Below are 17,823 nucleotides of genomic sequence, written 5' to 3'. Positions count from 1 at the left end.
AGCTCCGTTCTGCCTATTCGAGATCCTCTAAGATCGCAAATCCGCTCTTTACTTTTTCCTTCTTATTCTTAAGCTTCACCCAGCCGGATACGGAATATAATGTTTTTATAAATCGTTCCGTTCCGAAGGTTTTTGGTCGGGTGAAACTTGCTTCCAACTCCGGTTCCAAAACCAATTCGAGTTTTGAGCTCGGATCACTTAAGAGTCTTGTCTTGCCTTGCTTTTGGATAGAAAGTGAATCTAAGGATTGGGCTTCTCCACTCTGCCAAAGTACGGTTTTTTCCTCCGGATAGAGATGGATCCTCTTCTTGTTAGCGAACTGTAAATAGATCCGATTCTCCAAAGGGAAGGCGTCCGTTCCAAAGCCTTTGTTCACAGTATATGCCAGGATATCATCTTGCAAAGGAAAGGAGACATCGTTCCAAGCCAATTGGCCTTCCGCATTTAGGATCGGAGAATGATGTAAGAACAACCAATCCTTTCCGGAAGGATGGATCTTAGTAAACCATTGGTTCTTCATCTTGTCTCCCGTATGGACCAGGGCATCCAACTGAAAGTTCAGATCCTTCTCCCAGATCGCAGAATGGGTATATCCTTGGCGGATCGTTTCGTCCAAACGGAAATTGAATCTTTTGTCCGACTTAGTAAAGCTCCAGTATCCGTCCTTAAAGCTGCCTTGTTTTAAAAAGGAAGAATTTCCTCTTTCATGGATCTGCAGATCTTGGAGATTTCCGGTCTTACGATCCCAAAGTAGAAGGCTTGCTCCCGCTCGGAACTGTGTCCTAAAGATCCTAAGCTCTAAAAAAACATTCTCGGAGAGAATATCCACTAACACGGAATCGACGGAGCGTAATCTGGAGAAGAGGCCGGAATTGTATTCCTTGGAATTGTCAATATGAACCGGCCCGAAATAACTTCCAAAGAGAGGTTCCAATGTGGAAGGATGTAGGATGGATCCCAAATATTCTCGCATACTTATTACAACTAATTCCCGTTAGTCGAAATCAAATTTTCGATTTCTCTTTTGCGGAAAGAGTCCCCATTGGACTCTCCGATTTTAGATTATTTGCCAGAAGGACCAAAAAGAATAGAAAAAAAGAGGGAATTTTTCCTTCCTTTCTTCTCGTTTATTCGTACTGATTCCGGGAAATATGCTTGTATGTTCCGTTCTTACGAATTCTAGTAGTGAAGGAATTCTGCATGCTCGCCGAATACGAGTCACACCAAATTCTATCACTTGGGGAAGGCTATTACACCCCGCATTACCAACCTATCTTAGACGTAGGGAATCGTAATATTGTAGGTTACGAGGTTTTAGGTAGAGTATTTTCTCCTGAATCCAACGATTATAGGTCCCTTGGATATCATTTCCACAATCCCGACACAGATACCATCCGACTCGTCCATATCGATCGTATTATTCGCGAAAAAGCGATCAAACATGTAAAGGAAACCGGGCTCAAGACCAAGATCTTCCTGAACATGATGCCGAACTTTCTCTCTATGGTCTATACGGGAGAAGTTTTGGATGTAAAACGTCTGCATATCTTGCACCTGATCGAGAAATACGATATTAATCCGAACGATCTAGTGCTGGAGATCACAGAGGATAAGTTCGAAGGAAATATCGAAAAACTTCTTTATATCGTAAGCCTTTTCCGAGAGCGCGGGATCAAGATCGCTGTGGACGATCTTGGAGTAGGCTTCTCGAATCTGGAAAGGATCGGATATATCCATCCGGATATCATGAAGGTGGATATTAAGATCATGAGAGAGAGTTTGAATCGTCGCTCTTTCAAGAATGTTCTCTCAGCGATCTCCGAAATGTCCCAAAGACTGGGCTCCCAACTTCTTTTCGAAGGAGTGGAAAACGAAGAAGAATTGTATTTGGCCCTTTCTATGGGAGCCAATCTTCTGCAGGGTTATTATTTCTCCAGACCTACGATGGATTTCCAGGACAAGAAGAGATTCAATAAGACTCTCAAGACTTCTCTCGAAAAATTCTCCGGTCTTCGATTCTTAGAGATCCTGGAAAATCTGAGAAGGGAGCAATCCTTCTTGGATCAATTCGTGGATATATTCAAACAGGTGGATGTTTCTTCCGAGAATGCGATGACAGAATCCTTGAATAATATTTTGGACCGCCTTCCTCTGGAGACCACTTCCATTTTGATCTGCGATATGCACGGATACCAGGTAACTCCCACTTTTAAACGGGATTCGTATGATCTTCCTTGGACCAGGCTTTTGACCGAGATTGGGAATAATTATGCTTGGAAGCCGTTCTTCATTCGCCATAAGGCCGAGACCTATCATTCTAGCCGGAATTCCGGATTTACGGAAGCATTTCACGATATAGAAACCAAGCGTCAATATGTCTTATTCACTCTGAATCTAAGCGAAAATCATGTTTTGATCCTTCGTCTAGACTGGGAATCCTACTGAACCTCCTGACCTAGAACATCTTTCCTATTGATCTCCGACCTAGGATTAAAAACATAGTCCTAGGCAGGAGTCCTGACGTGGCGGAACTACTAAAAATCTCGAATCTTCGCGCGGGAATTGAAACCGAATCCGGTGAGATCCAAGAAATCCTAAAAGGAGTGGATCTAACGATCGGAGAAGGAGAAGTCCATGCCATCATGGGTCCGAACGGATCCGGAAAAAGTACCTTATCAAATGTCATCATGGGGCACCCAAAATACAAAGTGCTTTCCGGGGAGATTTTTTTTCGAGGCGAATCCTTATTGGAAAAGCCGACCGACGAAAGAGCGAGAGCAGGTATCTTTCTTTGCTTCCAATATCCGACTAGCATTCCCGGAGTCACTATCGGGAATTTTCTGCGCACCATCCTCAAATCGGTTCGAGGCAAGGAACTTCCTGTAAAAGAGTTTCGCAAAGAATTGAAAGAGGCCACAGCACTCCTAGATGTTCCCGATACTTGGATCGGAAGATACGTCAATGACGGCTTCTCCGGAGGGGAGAAGAAGAGGAACGAGATCCTTCAGATGACCCTTCTGAAACCGAAGCTTTCCGTTCTGGACGAAACCGATTCGGGTCTGGACATAGACGCACTTCGGATCATCAGCGAAGGTATTACTAAGAATAAATCCGCAGATCGTTCTATTCTGCTCATCACACATTACCAACGCATGTTGAATTACGTGACTCCTGATTTCGTACACGTATTCGCTCAAGGAAAGATCTTAAAGACAGGCGGGAGAGAACTCGCTCTCGAATTGGAAGAAAAAGGATACGATTGGATTCTCTCGGGAGCGAACTAAAAAAGGATGCTTTTGACAGGATCTATTTCTGATTTCATCAAGGAGAAGAAGGAACCTTCTTCTCTAAAGGAATTTCGCAGCAAGGCGGAAAAGATCCTTTCCGAGATCACTTTCCCGAATTCATCCTTAGAGTCCTGGAGAAAGATCTCCCTTTCTAATTTTAAAATTTCAGAATATACGAATGTTTGCCCGGATTCTGCGGTCTCATTCTCCGATTCGCCCGGTGCAAAGATCTCTAAGCTGGAAGAACTCCCTGCCGAAAAACTTTCCGAAGTCCTGAAGAAGGCGGAGGCTAGTCTTTCCTTTTATTCCAAGGAATGGTTTCCTAGTTTCGTATTTTCCAATTTCACTCATGCGTATTATATACAGTTATCTTCTTCCGATGGAGTTCCTGAGATCAAGATCAACTGCGAACAAGGGAATATTATCCTTCCTTTATTGATCATTGAGGCTCCCTCTAATGCAAAAGTATCTTTTCTGGAAAGATGGATCTCTCCTTCTCAAAAGGACCTGGTTCTGATGAGCGGTGTCACGGTGCTGATCACTCCTTCTAACGGGGATTTTCAATATTCTAGCGTGGAGAACTTGGGGGATTCTACCTTTCATTTCCGCGCTACTCATTCCGTTCAAGGGAACGATTCCAAATTCCATGCAAGTATCGCTTCCTGGGGTGGATACAAAGGAAAATCCTTTTACGATTCTGTAGTTGCAGGGAAAGGATGTTGGACACGTTATGCGGGACTTTCTCCGCTCAAAGCAAGGGAGTTTCAAGATACGGAAGTCCGCATTCTTCATTCCGAAAGCCATGCGCAGAGCTCCATTCTATATCGCACGGTAGTCCGAGAAAAGGCCCATCATGTATTTACAGGCAATCTCCATATTCCTTCACATTGCAAGGATGTCGGCGCCGTTCAGATCAATAACAATCTTCTTCTGGACCGAACTGCGAGAGCCGAATCTATTCCTAAGCTAGAAGTATTTGCGGAGAGCGTGAAATGTGAGCACGGCGCCACAGTCGGAGAGATCGACGAAGAGCAATTGTTCTATCTTGCCTCCAGAGGGATCAACGAATCCGAAGCCAGAAAAATGATCGTAGAGGGTTTCTTAGCGGAAGTGGTCCGTGAATTTCCTTCCGAAAGCATTCGAGAAGAACTGGGTTCTATGATAGAATCCAGGATGTTGGGGGAATAATGGGCGAATTCCAAAAACTTGCAAAGCTTTCCGATCTGCAAGAAGGCAAGGTATTCGTAGCCGAAACCCGTTATCATAAGGTCGGTCTGACCAAGCTTGGAGATGAGATCTGCGCCTTCGCAGATGTATGTACCCACGACGGAGAAGAGATCACAGAGGGAGACTTGGAAGGGGACGTAATCGTTTGCCCTAGACATTCCGCTAAGTTCAATATTCGGACCGGAAAGGTCTTATGTATGCCCGCCGTAGAGGATTTGCCAGTCTATAAGACAAGAATCGTGGGTGACGACGTCGAAGTGGAATTAGAGGATTGACATGAGCACACTAAGGAGAAGGAAACCTTGAGTTGGAACCTGGAAAAGATCCGCAATGATTTCCCGATTCTCTCTACGGAGATGAACGGCAAGCCCTTGGTGTTTCTGGACAGCGCTGCGAGTTCTCAAAAGCCCAAATCCGTTATCGATACGATCCGTCATTATTATGAAGCAGAGAATGCGAATATCCATAGAGGAGTGTATTCTCTCTCTCAAAAGGCCACCGAGAAATATGAAATGACTCGTATCAAGGCTTCCCGATTCATTGGGGCGGCCTGTGCTAAAGTGGTGATCTTTACTAGGAATACTACCGAGTCCATCAACCTAGTCGCTCAGTCTTGGGGACGCACGAATATCCATGAAGGCGATGAGATCGTATTAACCGAATTGGAGCATCATTCCAATTTGGTTCCTTGGCAGATGCTTGCCCAGGAAAAACAGGCCGTCCTGAAATTCATCCCTCTCAATCCCGATTCTACATTAGATTTAAGTAATATAGACGAGATTATCACCGAAAGAGTGAAATTGGTGGCTCTGGCCCAGATGTCCAATGTGACCGGGACAATCCACGATCTGGATGCAATCATCAAAAGAGCAAGACAGGTGGGCGCCAAGGTTTTAGTGGATGGAGCCCAAGGGATCTGCCATCTTCCTACCAATGTGCAAAAACAGGATTTCGATTTCTATGCATTCTCCGCACATAAGATGTTAGGTCCTACCGGGGTCGGTATCTTATACGCTAAGGAAGAGATCCTGGATACAATGCCTCCATGGATGGGAGGAGGGGATATGATCTCCAGGGTTTGGAAGGAAAAATCCACCTATGCAGATCTTCCCGCTAGACTAGAGGCCGGTACTCCGAATATTTCCGGGGTGATCGGGTTCGGTGCGGCCCTGGAATACTTGGAATCAGTCGGAATGCAAGAGATCCGAAACCATGAGTTGGAGCTCCTACAATACGCGTTGGATCGATTGGAAGATTTCGGCGGATTGGAATTGTACGGAACCTCTGACTTAAGTAAAAGAGGAGGAGTGATCTCCTTCAATTTTCCGGGAGTTCATCCTCATGACGTAGGTTCCATCCTGGACGAGGAAGGGATCGCCATTCGAGTCGGTCATCATTGTGCGCAACCATTCATGGAATTCAAAGGTATCGCTGGCACTTGCAGAGCTTCCTTCTATCTTTATAATACCAAAGAGGACGTAGATGCTCTTTTGGTAGGTCTAAAGAAGGTGAAGGAGATTTTCGGTCGTGTCCTTAAGCGATAGTCTATACCAGGAAGTTCTTTTAGATCATTATCAAAATCCCCGGCATCACGGAAGGCTGGAACATGCCCATCTTCATGAAGAAGGAGTGAATCCTCTTTGCGGAGACGAGGTAGAGCTTTTTTTGGAATTGGATGGAAATACCATCTCCAAGATCAGTTTTTTAGGAAAAGGTTGCTCCATCTCGCAAGCTTCCGCATCCATGCTCACCGACAGTCTTTACGGAAAGACTTTGGACGAAGCCAAATCGCTTTTGCACGAATTCAAAGAAATGCTTTTGGAAGATAAAGAACCAAATTTTGCGGAAGAATACGAAGACCTGGAATCCTTAGAGGCTGTGAAGAAGATCCCGGCCCGTATTAAATGCGCCACTCTGGCCTGGAATACTCTGGAAAAGATCCTGAAGAAAAATCATTGATCGCTCTTGTTTTCTTTATGTTCCGATTGTGATTGGATCAAATAATTCCCGGAAAGGAATTCAATCCTCAAACCGGATTGGGAGAAATAGAGATCTGGATCCCGATAGAAGGGTGAGGATCTATATTAAAATTGCTTGAACCGTTCCTGAAAAACTGCAAAATGGCGACCCATTGCTTTGTATTGGAGGAATTCTTTTATGGAATCTGAAAACGTTTCAAAAGGACAATTGTGGACGGGCCGGATCTTCAGTGGACTGATTGTCGCCTTTTTGCTCTTAGACGGTGTCATGAAATTCTTTCTGGATAAAATGCCGAAAGAGGCTTTAGCCGATTCGGAAAAACTGGGATACCCTATGTCGACCATGCCCGGGATTGGGACCGCATTGATCGTATCCACTCTTCTCTATGCGTTTCCGAGAACTGCGATCCTAGGCGGGATCTTGTTAACCGGATATCTAGGCGGAGCGGTCGCCACTCATGTGCGAGTGCTGAATCCTTGGGGGAGTCATATCCTTTTTCCAGTGTACATGGGGATCATACTTTGGGCAGGATTGTATCTCAGAAATCCTAAGTTGCGTTCCCTATTCCCTTGGCAGAAATAAAAGAGTAATTAAGGTTTATAGATCGATCCTCTCATGCACGGAAGTTGGGAAGTATTTCTAACATTCTTAAAGTTAGGAATGATCTCATTCGGTGGACCGATCGCTCATATCGCTTACTTTCACACTGAGTTCGTTAAAAAGAAACTCTGGATCAAAGAGGATCTGTTCAACGAACTTCTCGCAGTATGTCAGATGCTTCCCGGGCCGGCAAGTAGCCAGATGGGTATCAGTATCGGAACCATCCGAGCCGGGTGGAAGGGAGGGATCCTGGCTTGGATCGGATTCACTCTTCCTTCCGCTCTTTTGTTATTCGTTTTTGCAATATTAGTAAAATCGAATGCAATTCCGGATCTAAAGTGGGTGCACGGATTGAAATTGGTCGCTTGCGCAGTGATCGCTCAGGCGGTATGCTCCATGTGGGGAAATTCCGTGAAGGATCTTAAAGGGATCGTGCTTTGTCTTGCTGCGGCCTTTGTTTCCGTTTTTTTTCGGAATGTTTACTCTCAGATCTTGGTCATCCTTGTGTCCGCTTTTCTGGGTTTCTTTTTTATGGAACGCAAGATAGATCCCAAAGATCTTGGGGCCGGACAATCGTCCTCTTCCTTGGGATTTATACCAACTCAGAAAGCTCTCGTCTGTTTGCTTACGTTCTTCTTTCTACTGATTCTTCTTCCCTTTATGGATTTCTTATATAAGGATCCCTTGTTGCAACTTGCAGACGGGTTTTATAGGTCGGGAGCCTTGGTTTTCGGTGGCGGTCATGTTGTGCTTCCGTTATTAGAAGGTGAAACAGTACAGAAAGGAATACTTTCCTCCGAGGTTTTTCTAGTCGGCTATGGTGCGGCGCAGGCCGTTCCCGGACCCATGTTCACGTTCGCTACTTTCTTAGGCGGAATGATACAAGGCGGAAAAGGAGCGATCCTTGCAACGATCTCTATTTTTCTTCCATCTTTTCTTTTGGTATTCGGGGTCTTTCCATTCTGGCAAAGGATCCGAATGCATCCTAGGGTTGAGGCCGCATTGACCACGATCCAACCCGCTGTCCTCGGGATCTTACTGGCTGCCTTATACGATCCAGTGCTCGTTTCTACGATCCGTTCCGGATTGGACTCGATGATAGTCCTAGTCCTATTCGTTCTTAGCTTCTTCTTTCAGGTGCCCAGTTGGATCATCGTTCTGGTCGGGATCTTCTCCACATTCTTAAGTTGAGGGTCCGAGCCTCTCTCTTCTATAAAATTCTTTACACAAATTCTCAACGAGAATAGACTAATTACTAGACATGCAATTATTAGAGCTACCAACTCAAGAGATAGAAAAAAGGATCTATGCGGAGATCCATAGGGTAGAAGATCCTGAGATCGGGATCTCCGTTGCGGAGTTGGGACTTATCTATCGTATCCAGGTAGAGGGGGACAAGGCCAAGATCGACATGACCTATACTTCCATGGCCTGTCCAGCCGGACCTCAGATGAAGCAAGAGATCCAGGACAATGCACTCCGGGTAGAAGGGATCAATTCTGTAGAGGTGGAAGTGGTCTGGACGCCGAAATGGGATCCTCGGTCCATGGCTTCGGAAGAAGCGAAGATGGATCTGGGAATTTTCGATTACTAAGCTTCTTCCTTTTCGAAGTATATTAAAAAAACTTAATTTTCTCCTACTGGTCCGTAGGCGATCTTGCCGTGTTCCATATAAAGTGGAGAAACCCCAAAAAAATCGGAGTCGATCTTATCATGAGAAATGAGAAGAATAGGGATCTGTATCCTATCTCTGAGATTCTTTAGCTCTTCTCTCATTTTCTGCCTTAGGTCGGGATTTAAGGCCGCAAACGGCTCATCTAAAAGTAAGATTTCCGGATTTCTGGCCAGGGCCCTCGCTAAAGCCACTCTTTGTTTTTGTCCCCCGGATAGGAATCTAGGATAACTATTGGCCGCTTCTTGGATCTCGAATAGTTCCATTAGTTTCGCTACGGATCCAGTATCCGATTTGCCGAGCCCGATCTGAAATAATCCTTTTAAACCGAACTCTATATTTTTCCTAACGGTTAGATGGGGGAATAACCCATAATTTTGAGAGAGATATCCTAGGTTTCTTTTTTCGGGCGGGATATGCGTATCCGACTCGGAATCGAAGTAGGTTTTCCCTTGGAATCGGATGCTTCCTGAGTCGGGCTTTAAAAGTCCGGCGATTGCCTTGAGTGTAAGGCTCTTCCCCGCACCGGAAGGTCCGTACAATACTTGAAAGTTTCCTTCGAGTTCGAATTGAACGTCTAGGCGAAATTCCCTTTTCCCGTCCGCGAGTTTCTTTCGAATATCTACTGATAGAGACATTAAGGAAGAGTAAATTTATATTTTGTAAATAATGCTTTTGCTTCGGGAGACTTATGTAAGAAATTTAAGAAGGCCTTTGCATCCGCGGAGTTCTTTGTCCCACTTACTACGATCCCTGGATAGAGAATCGGTTTATGGCCGCCAAGTTCGAGAGCGACTTTTACTTTGGATTCTGCGATTAAAGCATCCGTCTTATAAACAAAGCCGGCATCCACTTCTTCTCTTCCTACATAGTCCAGTACCTGGCGTACATTTTCTGCGGGAATGAATTTATCCTTAAGAGTCTTTTGCAATCCGTCTTTTGAGAGGACTTCTTCCGCATATCTGCCTGCGGGAACGGAGCTTGGATTTCCGATCGCTATCCTTTTGATCTCGGCCGATTGCAGATCCTGTATCTTCTCGATCCTAACCTTACTGCTTTTAGGGAGAACCAAGACCAGGGTATTCTTTAAGAGAACGGTCTTGGTGTTCGATTCCAGGACCCCGTTTGCGATCCCCTTATCCACAGTTTCTTGGTCTGCGGAGATGAATAGATCCACGGGTGCTCCCTTTTCGATCTGTTGGTACAGACTTCCGGAGGAACCGAAATTGAAGATAGGTTTGATCTTTGTCTTTTCTTGGAAAACGGTACCGATCTCCTTTAATACATCGGTAAGACTGGACGCCGCAGAGACTAAGACCTCTTTTTCCTTTTCTTGAGCGAATGCGGAAGCATTGAATAATAAGAAGAATATTAAAATTAATGAATGTTTTTTTGTCCTCATTCGATTGCCTTTACCAGTGAGGTTTTTTTAGTAGAGTTCCTGCCAAGGTTAATACTAAGATGCAAGTAATAGAAGCAACAATTACTAACAAAAGGGAAAAAGTATCGTTTCCTGCCTGAACCGAATCGTAGATCGCTAATGCGATTGTCTGAGTCCTTTCCGGGATATTCCCTGCGACCATAAGAGTGGCCCCGAATTCCCCCATGCCTCTTGCGTATGCCATCATCGAGCCTGCTAAGATCCCTCTCCAAGAAAGAGGTAGGATCACGAGTAAGAAAGTGGCCCACTTGGATTTTCCTAAGGTATAAGAGGCCTCTTCGTATTCCGGGTCCAAGTCTTCGAAGCTGGCCTTTGCGGATCTATAAACCAGGGGAAAGGAAACGATTGCTGAAGCGAGGATTGCTCCATGCAGATTAAATAATATAGAATAATGGAAATGCTCCAATAGAAAGGACCCCAGGATCCCTTTCTTTCCGAATAGTACTAAGAGATAATATCCTAAAACTGTGGGAGGGAGTACCATGGGCAAGGTGAACACTGCGTCCAAGAGAGCCTTCCCGATAAAGCGAGCTCTGGACATTTGGTAGGCGAATAGGATCCCTACTAAAGTCGCAAAGACCGTAGATACCAAGGTAACTTGTAAGGTAAGGATCAGAGGAGATCGGACGGAGTCCCAGCTGAAAGATCCCATTTTTCTAATGAATGCCGTCTCTTAGTTTTTGGAATTCCCAGAACCCAAAGAGACCAGTGTGGTAAGCGCCCAGGCGATGCAGAAAGCGAAGAAATTCAGATTGTATACGTAATCTTCTTCTTTTAAGAAGCTTACGAAGAAGAAGCCTGGAAATAAGATCCCCAATAATAATAAGAGTCCGCTAAAAGCTTGGAGAGCTAGAATGGTTTTGCTGACCCAAGGACTTGTCCAAAATCCTCCAAAGAAAAAAGTTAAGAAACATGGGAGGATAAAGAAGATGTTTGCGGCAACTTTTACATTCACTTCTTCTTTTCCGTTGCTCTCCGGCACTAAGCCAAGTAAGTTCCCTATCCTAGAGGTCAAATCCGAAGAAGATCCTACTCCCAGATCGATGGAGTAATTGATCCAACTACTTAAGCTAAATAGCAATTGCAATAATGCTAATACGAAGAGTAATTTTTCCTTAGCGCTTTTCTCGGAATAGAATTCTATGAATCTCCCGAGGAGCTGGGAGAGGAATTTGCTCCAGCCATTCAATACGATAGGAAAGGCCGGAACAGCAAGGCTTAGATCTCTCAACAAGGAACGTATCATTATAAGGAAACCGTCATCTCCACTTCTACAGGAGCTCCTAAAGGTAAGGAGGAATTTCCGACTGCAAAGCGCGCATGACGTCCTGCCTCTCCGAAAATACTGAGTAATAGATTCGAGGCATGGTTTGCGACTAGATGTTGTTCCGTAAAGTCGGGAGAAGAAGCCACGAAGACCCCTATCTTGACTATGGACTTGATCTGATCCAAGTCTCCGATCACTCCGCTGATGGCGGCCAGTCCGTTCAGTGCGGCTTGTTCCGCAGCGGCCTTTACGTCCTCTACCCCGAGTCCTGCTCCAAGGGTCCCTGTGAGCATTAGCTTTCCATCTTTCATAGGCAGTTGGCCCGAGGTAAATACGAGATTTCCGGATCGGGAAGCGGGTATATATGCGGCGATTGCCTTAGGAGTGGGCGGGAGCTCCAACCCAAGGGATTTGATTTTTTCCAATATGCTCATTCGGCAGGTGTTCCTATTCTTCTTTCTCTTCTATTCCTGGATTGGTAAGGGTTTTTTCAAGCAGATTCGGAGGATTCTTTTCCCTGTGTATTTCTTTTAGAGAGGGGGATTTTCCTTTACGTAAGGATGAGTCTATGACAAGCTTCAGTTAGGCAAGCATGTCCTCTATACTCGAACTGGAACCCCATCCTCAGTTTCCCGACGCCTATATGGTCTGTCGTCGCACGGGGGTCCATTTCTATCGATTAGCCCAGGAAAGGAAATATGAAGACTCGTATTTCCAAGAAGAATACAAGAACCAATACAAGAAGACGTACTACGAAGACGAGGTCCAACTTAGGGACCTTGCCAGACGTCGTCTGGAGATGATGAGTTCTTTTCAAAGTCCCCAAGGCAAGACACTGTTCGAAGTGGGTTGTGCCGCTGGTTTTTTCTTATCCGAGGCGGAGAAAAAAGGATATAAGGTAAAGGGCTTGGAGCTTTCTAAAACGGAAGCAGCATACGCCAGAGAGAAATTAGGTCTGGATGTGATCACCGGATCCTTCTTAGATGAAAGCATCCTTCCCGAAGAGACCTTCGATGCGGTCTGTGCTTTTTTTGTAATAGAGCATTTTCCTAATGCGGAAGTCGTTTTGGAGAAACTTACCTCCATGATCAAACCGGGAGGCATGTTGTTCTTAGGACTTCCCTCTTTGAACGGACCTTCTTTTCAAACGGACCCTGAGGGATGGTTTCGCACTCATCCAAGGGACCATTTTTGGGATTACTCACCTGATTCTCTTAAAAAAATGTTGAAAATGTACGGTCTCGTCACGGTATATAGGAAACCTATGTCCTACCACCCTAATAGAGACAGGGGATGGAAGGGAAAATTCCTGACACATCGACTTTTCGTCCGCTATGCAAATCTCTCCTGCTACGCCGACACATTCCATTCAATCGCGATTAAAAAAATATGAAATTCGAAGAATTAAATCTCGAGCCCAACCTGCAAAAGGCAATCCAAGAAGCAGGTTTTGTTGAGCTCACACCAATACAAGAAAAAGCAATCCCTCCTGGCATAGAGGGAAAAGATGTAACCGGTCTTGCGCAAACCGGTACTGGAAAGACAGTTGCGTTCCTAGTTCCAACTATTCACACGATCCTAAGCAAAGGCATCCAAGGCATCAGCACTTTGATCCTTGCTCCTACAAGAGAGTTAGTGATCCAGATCTCGGAAGAAGCGGAGAAGCTTTTAAAGCATACCGACTATAGAGTAGTTTCCATTATCGGAGGAACGGATTACAAGACCCAGAACAGGGACTTGGAAGGACTGAACGGTCTGATCGTTGCTACGCCCGGACGTTTGATCGACTTGGCAAGAAGCGGCACTGCCAATCTGGACAAAGTAGAGTTCTTCATTCTGGACGAAGCGGATCGCATGTTGGACATGGGGTTCATCAACGATATACGTTGGCTTCTTCATAAGTGCAAGAATAGAAAGCAAACCCTTCTATTCTCCGCGACTCTTTCCGTCGAAGTTATGCGCCTTGCTTACAGGTTCATGAACGAGCCTGTGGAGATACAGATCAATCCGGATAAACTGATCACGGAAAGGATCGATCAGAAGCTGGTTCACTTGGGTAGAGAGGAGAAGATGCCGTACATGGTAAATTCCATCCTAGGCCAGGCGATGGAAGGTCAAGGGATCATATTCACAAATTTTAAAGCGAATATCCCTAAGATCGTGTATTCTCTCCGGAAATACGGGATCCCGATCACAGGGATCTCTTCCGATCTAGACCAAAAGAAGCGTCTTAGATTGATGCGAGACTTTAAGTCTGGCAAGTTCAAGTTCATGGTGGCGACGGATGTGGCGAGCCGTGGGATTGACGTAGAAAATATCGAAGTAGTTTTCAATTTCGATCTTCCTCAAGATACGGAAAACTATGTGCATAGGATCGGCAGAACTGCAAGAGCAGGAAGGGTCGGTAGATCCATCAGCTTCTGCTCCGAATCCGATTACGTAGAGTTGGAAAAGATAGAAAAATATCTGAAACAAAAAATAGATGTGATCCCTGTGGAAGAAGAGACTCTCATCTTTCCTTCCGGAGAATTCCAGGTCTTTGTCGGAGGAGACGCTTTCGATAACGCTCCTGTGGAAAGGAATGGGAACAGAGGCCAGGGCAGGGATTGGAATTCCAAGAAACCTCGGAAAGACTTCAGCCAAAACGGAGGAAGAGGCGAGAAGAATTGGAATAGAGACTCCAGAGACAATCGTAGAGAGGGCCAAGGCAGAGATTCTCGACCAGGCAAGCAAAGATCCGGCGGGAAACAAAGACCGGAGGCAGCCATCCAAGAGGCTCAGGAATTCCTGCAAAAGGCAGATAACGTATTCGGGAGCTCGGGCGACAGAAAGGACAAGAACTTCAAGAACAAAAAGAAGGGAAAACCACGCCAAGATCAGCAAAGAAGCGGGGCTCAAGCATCCAATCATCGTCCGGATAAAAGACAGAACCAAAACAAAGAATACGATAGAAAGAAACGGAATCTTTTCGATATCAACGAATCCCGTAAGGGCCCAGGTAAAAAGAAGGAATCCATTTGGAAAAAGATCAAATCCTTCTTTGGGGGTTAGGAATATTCCTTTTCTGGAATATTTCTCTCTCTGCCGAGACTAGAATATCCACGATAGGCAAGAACGGATATGTGCCTTTCGAAGAAATTCGAAAGCACATTCCCGGTCTCCAGCCAAAATTCGAGTCTGCTACTTTAGTAGGCTCCATCTCTCATGCTACAGGAGAGATCCGTTTCCGAATAGGCGCTTCCTTTTATGCTATCAATGGTAGTTTAGAAAAAACGAATTTACCGGTAATCTATAGGGACAAGGACTTTCTTCTTCCCCCTGATATGGTCGAGGCGATCTTTGTTAGATTATTGCCGGGAGATGTAAGCTACGAGTTCAAGGATGGAGAACTGGTCTTCGATCTTCTACCTAAGGCGGAGAGGCTCAGGCTTTCTGCGATCATAGTGGATGCAGGACACGGAGGAAAGGATCCGGGAACTTCTTCTCCGAAAGGGATCCAAGAGAAGATGGTCTCTTTGCAGGTTGCAAAATTCCTGAAGAAATTCCTGAACAAAGTGTATCCTGAAGTTCGTGTGATCCTGACTCGGGCAGGGGATTCTTTCATAGAACTGGAAAGAAGATCCGAGATCGCAAACTCGGAACTCCAAAAGGGAGGCTCCGTCCTATTCGTCAGTTTACATTGTAATGCTTCCATCTCCGACGATGTAAACGGTTACGAGGTTTATTATCTTTCCCAAACACCCTCGACGGAGGCAGCTAGAGAGATCTCCCTATTCGAAAACAAGATCTCCGGCAAGAAGGGAGGGGTTCCGTATAGAAAGATCCAGGCAGGAATGATGTCCTCTCTCATCCAAAGAAGGAGCCGCCTGCTCGCCCGTAGTGTGGAATCCGAGATGAAAAAAAACCTCGGTCCCAAGATATTGTCGAGAGGAGTGAAGAAGGCCGACTTTTCCGTGCTTCGGGGGAGTTTAATGCCTGCCATTCTGGTGGAAATGGGTTACCTTACCCATTCCAAAGAATCGGATCTCTTGGCTGACAAGACCCAACAGGTAAAATTGGCAAAGAGCATTTTAGAAGGTGTGAGAGCGTATGAACTTGCAAAAGATTAAGGAAATTTGGGCTGCGATCCTGGCTCGTTGGGAAGCTTTTTATGCCTGGATTTTCGGCCTGGCGACTCGACCTTCCGATTCTCCCGAATCCAAGAGGATGTTGTTCCTAACGTATTCATGGATCACGGTCTTATTATTCCTGACAGGTTTCATTCTGGCGGGCAAGAACCCGCTTAAACTACTCGTGCCTTTTACTCTCTACGATCTTCCTAATATCGATCCAAGAAAAGAAGCGGTCATTTTCGAATCGGACGGAGAAGGTCAGGTCTATCCTGTTAAACGAAGAGTTCTATTAACTGGAGAAGATTTCAGACACGATGCTCTTACTCTGATCGGAGAAACGGGAGAGTCCAATTATTTCGATCCAAGCGTTCCAAATTCTACTGCACAATTTCGAAATCTAAAAAAGTTACCGAACTTGCAAGACTCGGTCATCTCCATTTGGAAGAGAGGAGACCTTCTTATTCTCGACTTTCGCAAATCCACTTTGGAAAATCTTTTAAGCGAGATTAAGTTCCGTATCGATTATACGTATGCAAGTCAGTTGACAGAAGAGCAAAAGTCCGCCGAGATTGGCCGTAAAAAACTGCTGCTTTTATCTTCCGCCTTTCTGGCCGTAGAGAAGACCTTATTCGAGAATTTTCCGGAGATTAAACGCATCGAATACAGATTAGGCGGAGAAACTTCCGATCTTAACGGACTCACATATTCACTTTCGGGTTCGCATTCGAGATAAGAGTTCCCACAGGATTTTCGAGTAAATTTTAACTTTGCAAAAAGAATGATTTTCTGATATAGGGGAGGCGAGCTTCTCCCACTGGGGACCCACCTCCACCACCCGATGAGGGTGGGGGCCAAGCTGATTAAAATCCCGAGCCGGTCTTGTTTTCGACCTCGACTTTACCGATATTCAAAGCAGTCATGTCCGGTTCTCGTTCCATTCTTTTCCGTCTTAGCATTGTTTTGCTGTTTATAACTGCAATCTCTACGGATTATGCCGCACCCGATCTGCAAATCTCTCCTGATATCGGTAATATCAGCGATTTTCGCACAGACAGACTTGCATTTCATTCTATCCAATTGATCGACAAGGAAGGAAAACCTCTTCTGGATCGCAACCTGAATAAGGATACATCCGAGTCCACGCTTCTCATCATAGAAAGAGGGCAACTTACTCTCTTAAAGGATGGCTACGACGATCCGGTTCAGGTTCGGGAGAAGGAGAAGGAATACTTAAGTAAGATCTATAAATTCACTCGAATGAGAGAATTAGAACAGGAATACTCTAAACTTCCCGAATCGGAAAGATCGTACTCCATTAGTAAAACTGCAAGCACTAATCCTCATGATAAACCAAACCCGGCCCCTGCTCCGGTACAAACAAGTGAGCCGGAGCAGAAAAATAAAGAATTCGATCTCCTTGTAAAATACGACGACGAGCTTTTGAAGCTGTATGCAGCGGAGAAGGCTAGCTTCGCCGAGTTTTCCAGGACGGAGAGAATTTACGGCAAGGATTCCCCTAAGACGACTTCCTTAAGGACCCGTTACGAGGAATTGAAAGCGAAAACGCAGGAGCGAAAAAGGTTTCTATTAGGTTTTTTGAATAATTCTTCTCCCGATTCGAATCCTTATCCTGGGGATAGAAGGGACCAAAATTTCTACAGTAATGCTTCTAACGGAGCTCCCGATTTTTATCTGCATTCTACAACTCCAAGAGAAGTGGACGGCTTGATGAGAGGAGAAGAAGAAGTCGGAAAGAAATACGGGCAGCTTTATCGTGCCGCCGTAGACAAGCTTATCGATTCTCAGATAGACAAACTATATTACTATCTTTGGAACCGGGATATGACCAATACTCGGATCAAAGTGGAACGTTATTTGAAAGGGAAGAAGGTCACCGTAATTACCGGAGATTCTACCGTTTACACGATGATAGACAAAGAAGGGGACGGAATTACCGAGTCTTTCTTTGTGGATTCTCCCGGTCTTAGATTCTCTTGGGGAAGGGATATCCCGAATATCATTTCTATCTCGAATTGCACGGAAGAACAGATACTCACAAAGATAAAAGCCCTCTCCGATGACGTTTCTTCCGGAAGGATCCCGAAGAAAGTCGAAAAGCTGGATCTGACAGTTCCCGAAGAACAGATACTGATCGATTTAAAGCCTTTATTAAAGAATCTTTAAGTATATTCGAGTAAGGCCCTGCCGTGATCCTTTCGAATAACGCCTCAATCTTA

General features: G+C 45.1%; 20 protein-coding genes. 14 read left to right on the top strand and 6 right to left on the bottom strand.

Translation table 11 applies throughout. From position 1 onward, the window contains the following. Positions 1–13: 13 nt before the first annotated feature. Entirely contained in the window at positions 14–973 is a 960-nt protein-coding gene (locus EHO57_RS04775; protein ID WP_135646262.1) for a DUF2804 domain-containing protein, read from the bottom strand. Positions 974–1,200: 227 nt separating this feature from the next. Between EHO57_RS04775 and EHO57_RS04770 the strand changes: the two genes are divergently transcribed. The 9 genes from EHO57_RS04770 (at position 1,201) to EHO57_RS04730 (ending at position 8,688) form a co-directional block, all read left to right on the top strand. Then, on the top strand, positions 1,201–2,445 hold the full coding sequence (locus tag EHO57_RS04770; RefSeq protein ID WP_135646263.1) for an EAL domain-containing protein: 1,245 nt from the start codon (positions 1,201–1,203) through the stop codon (positions 2,443–2,445). Between the two features lie 77 nt (positions 2,446–2,522). Continuing rightward, positions 2,523–3,284 carry a Fe-S cluster assembly ATPase SufC gene (gene sufC, locus EHO57_RS04765; RefSeq protein ID WP_135646264.1) on the top strand — a complete coding sequence of 254 codons (762 nt, stop codon included), beginning with the start codon at positions 2,523–2,525 and terminating at the stop codon, positions 3,282–3,284. 6 nt (positions 3,285–3,290) lie between these two features. Continuing rightward, positions 3,291–4,475, top strand: coding sequence for a SufD family Fe-S cluster assembly protein (locus tag EHO57_RS04760; protein WP_135646265.1), 1,185 nt, complete (start codon positions 3,291–3,293; stop codon positions 4,473–4,475). Then, on the top strand, positions 4,475–4,789 hold the full coding sequence (locus EHO57_RS04755) for a non-heme iron oxygenase ferredoxin subunit (protein ID WP_135646266.1): 315 nt from the start codon (positions 4,475–4,477) through the stop codon (positions 4,787–4,789). Before EHO57_RS04760 ends, EHO57_RS04755 begins: the two co-directional genes overlap by 1 nt. Before the next feature lie 81 nt (positions 4,790–4,870). Beyond that, positions 4,871–6,058, top strand: coding sequence for a cysteine desulfurase (locus EHO57_RS04750; protein ID WP_425460771.1), 1,188 nt, complete (start codon positions 4,871–4,873; stop codon positions 6,056–6,058). After that, positions 6,042–6,473, top strand: coding sequence for a Fe-S cluster assembly sulfur transfer protein SufU (gene sufU / locus EHO57_RS04745; protein WP_135646268.1), 432 nt, complete (start codon positions 6,042–6,044; stop codon positions 6,471–6,473). The genes EHO57_RS04750 and sufU overlap by 17 nt, the downstream gene beginning before the upstream one ends. Positions 6,474–6,671: 198 nt before the next feature. Then, complete coding sequence (locus EHO57_RS04740) at positions 6,672–7,076, top strand: DoxX family protein (RefSeq protein ID WP_135646269.1); 405 nt, start codon at positions 6,672–6,674, stop codon at positions 7,074–7,076. A gap of 33 nt (positions 7,077–7,109) precedes the next feature. Beyond that, positions 7,110–8,285 carry a chromate efflux transporter gene (gene chrA / locus EHO57_RS04735; RefSeq protein ID WP_135646270.1) on the top strand — a complete coding sequence of 392 codons (1,176 nt, stop codon included), beginning with the start codon at positions 7,110–7,112 and terminating at the stop codon, positions 8,283–8,285. A 70-nt stretch (positions 8,286–8,355) separates the two neighbouring features. Continuing rightward, complete coding sequence (locus EHO57_RS04730) at positions 8,356–8,688, top strand: metal-sulfur cluster assembly factor (protein WP_135646271.1); 333 nt, start codon at positions 8,356–8,358, stop codon at positions 8,686–8,688. 32 nt (positions 8,689–8,720) lie between these two features. On the opposite strand, the gene EHO57_RS04725 is transcribed toward EHO57_RS04730, so the two are convergent. From EHO57_RS04725 to EHO57_RS04705, 5 genes are read right to left on the bottom strand one after another with little or no spacing between them, the layout of a single operon-like run. Beyond that, entirely contained in the window at positions 8,721–9,404 is a 684-nt protein-coding gene (locus EHO57_RS04725) for an ATP-binding cassette domain-containing protein (protein WP_135646272.1), read from the bottom strand. Further along, positions 9,404–10,168, bottom strand: a complete 765-nt coding sequence (gene modA, locus EHO57_RS04720) for a molybdate ABC transporter substrate-binding protein (protein ID WP_135646273.1) — start codon at positions 10,166–10,168, stop codon at positions 9,404–9,406. Before modA ends, EHO57_RS04725 begins: the two co-directional genes overlap by 1 nt. Before the next feature lie 10 nt (positions 10,169–10,178). Continuing rightward, entirely contained in the window at positions 10,179–10,859 is a 681-nt protein-coding gene (gene modB / locus EHO57_RS04715) for a molybdate ABC transporter permease subunit (protein WP_135646274.1), read from the bottom strand. 21 nt (positions 10,860–10,880) lie between these two features. Further along, positions 10,881–11,453, bottom strand: coding sequence for a hypothetical protein (locus EHO57_RS04710; protein WP_135646275.1), 573 nt, complete (start codon positions 11,451–11,453; stop codon positions 10,881–10,883). Beyond that, positions 11,453–11,908, bottom strand: coding sequence for a RidA family protein (locus tag EHO57_RS04705; protein ID WP_135646276.1), 456 nt, complete (start codon positions 11,906–11,908; stop codon positions 11,453–11,455). The genes EHO57_RS04710 and EHO57_RS04705 overlap by 1 nt, the downstream gene beginning before the upstream one ends. Positions 11,909–12,066: 158 nt before the next feature. Between EHO57_RS04705 and EHO57_RS04700 the strand changes: the two genes are divergently transcribed. The 5 genes from EHO57_RS04700 (at position 12,067) to EHO57_RS04680 (ending at position 17,770) form a co-directional block, all read left to right on the top strand. Then, positions 12,067–12,867 carry a class I SAM-dependent methyltransferase gene (locus EHO57_RS04700; protein WP_135646277.1) on the top strand — a complete coding sequence of 267 codons (801 nt, stop codon included), beginning with the start codon at positions 12,067–12,069 and terminating at the stop codon, positions 12,865–12,867. Further along, a complete protein-coding gene (locus tag EHO57_RS04695) occupies positions 12,864–14,525 on the top strand; it encodes a DEAD/DEAH box helicase (protein ID WP_135646278.1) in 1,662 nt (553 codons plus the stop codon). Before EHO57_RS04700 ends, EHO57_RS04695 begins: the two co-directional genes overlap by 4 nt. Then, the gene (locus EHO57_RS04690; protein ID WP_135646279.1) at positions 14,492–15,583 is read left to right on the top strand and encodes an N-acetylmuramoyl-L-alanine amidase family protein; all 1,092 of its coding nucleotides are present in this window, start codon (positions 14,492–14,494) and stop codon (positions 15,581–15,583) included. Before EHO57_RS04695 ends, EHO57_RS04690 begins: the two co-directional genes overlap by 34 nt. Continuing rightward, positions 15,564–16,319, top strand: a complete 756-nt coding sequence (locus tag EHO57_RS04685; RefSeq protein WP_135646280.1) for an LIC_10740 family protein — start codon at positions 15,564–15,566, stop codon at positions 16,317–16,319. The genes EHO57_RS04690 and EHO57_RS04685 overlap by 20 nt, the downstream gene beginning before the upstream one ends. A 185-nt stretch (positions 16,320–16,504) precedes the next feature. After that, a complete protein-coding gene (locus tag EHO57_RS04680) occupies positions 16,505–17,770 on the top strand; it encodes a hypothetical protein (RefSeq protein WP_135646281.1) in 1,266 nt (421 codons plus the stop codon). Positions 17,771–17,823: the final 53 nt, after the last annotated feature.

The organism is Leptospira langatensis, from assembly GCF_004770615.1.
Classification (GTDB): Bacteria; Spirochaetota; Leptospiria; order Leptospirales; family Leptospiraceae; genus Leptospira_B; species Leptospira_B langatensis.
The sequence above is the reverse complement of the archived record's forward strand: the minus strand, read 5'-3'. Positions and strand labels throughout refer to the sequence as shown.